The 1,007-nt window shown below is 65.6% G+C and carries 3 protein-coding genes; all 3 read left to right on the top strand.

Annotation, left to right across the window (positions count from 1 at the left end):
* On the top strand, positions 1–284 hold a 284-nt coding region (locus tag ACPC54_RS42410; RefSeq protein ID WP_498973130.1), incomplete at its 5' end, for a replication initiator.
* Entirely contained in the window at positions 277–462 is a 186-nt protein-coding gene (locus ACPC54_RS42405) for a helix-turn-helix domain-containing protein (protein WP_351588069.1), read from the top strand. The genes ACPC54_RS42410 and ACPC54_RS42405, both read left to right, overlap by 8 nt.
* Positions 462–1,007: site-specific integrase (locus ACPC54_RS42400; RefSeq protein ID WP_498973128.1), on the top strand; the 546-nt coding region annotated here is incomplete at its 3' end. The genes ACPC54_RS42405 and ACPC54_RS42400, both read left to right, overlap by 1 nt.

Below are 1,007 nucleotides of genomic sequence, written 5' to 3'. Positions count from 1 at the left end.
TCTCCACCAAGTCCCGCCGCTACTCGACCACCCTCGGCGCTCTGCGCCAGGTGCGCGCCGACTACCGAGTCCGCCAGGAACGCCGCGAACGCGGGCTCTCCGAAGACCTCGACGACTCGGAGGGTTCCACGCTCGTGCTCGCCCACTGGACCTACGCCGGACAAGGCCACACCCCCGGCGAATCCTGGCTCGCCGCCACCATCGCGAAGGAGATCCGACTGAGCCGAGAGACAGCACGCGAAGCCCTGACGGACCTTCAAGACATGGGGGAGTGGGATGACTGAGGAACTCCTGACGGTCCGTGAGGTCACGGCCGCGCTGAAGATCGGTCGAACCAAGGTCTATGACCTCATCCGGACCAACGAACTGCCGTCGTTGACCATCGGCCGTAGCCGCCGGATTCCAGCTGAGGCGGTGCGTACATACCTCGCTTCGCGTATGGACCTGGGGGAGGCAGCCTGATGACGAAGCGACGGAGCCGGGGGGACGGCGGTCTCCACTGGGGTGAGAAGTGGCAGCGTTGGATCGCCACGGCGAGTCTCGGCTACGACGCCAGCGGCAAGCGGATCGTGAAGCGGGCCAGCGGCAAGACCAAGACGGAGGCCAAGACCAAGCTCAAAGAGGTGTTGCGCGACTACGAAGACGGCCTTGCCATAGCGCCGACCGGCTACACCGTCAAGGATGCGATGTCGGACTGGCTGACGTACGGTCTGGCGGGCCTCGACCCCACCACTGTCGAGACGGTGACCCTGCTGAGTCAGAAGCACGTCATCCTGTCCCTCGGCGCTCGCAAGCTTCGTGACCTGAGCGCGGAGGACGTAGACCGCTGGCTGGCCACCAAGGCAAAGACGCTCAGCACGCGCACGCTCCAGGGGATCTATTCCTGCCTCAACCGCTCGGTTAAGCGGGCCATGGCGTGGGACAAGGTGAAGCGGAACGTCGTTGCGCTGTGCTCGGTGCCGCAGGGACAGGTGGGGCGCCCGTCCAAGGCACTCACCTTCGCTCAG

Source organism: Kitasatospora sp. NPDC094028, assembly GCF_049543595.1.
Classification (GTDB): Bacteria; Actinomycetota; Actinomycetes; order Streptomycetales; family Streptomycetaceae; genus Kitasatospora.
Note: the sequence above shows the minus strand (reverse complement) of the source record. Positions and strands in the feature narration are given on the sequence as shown.

Coding starts and splice junctions, on each gene's coding strand:
- ACPC54_RS42405 (WP_351588069.1), top strand. CDS start 277: ATGACTGAGGAACTCCTGACGGTCCGTGAGGTCACGGCCGCGCTGAAG.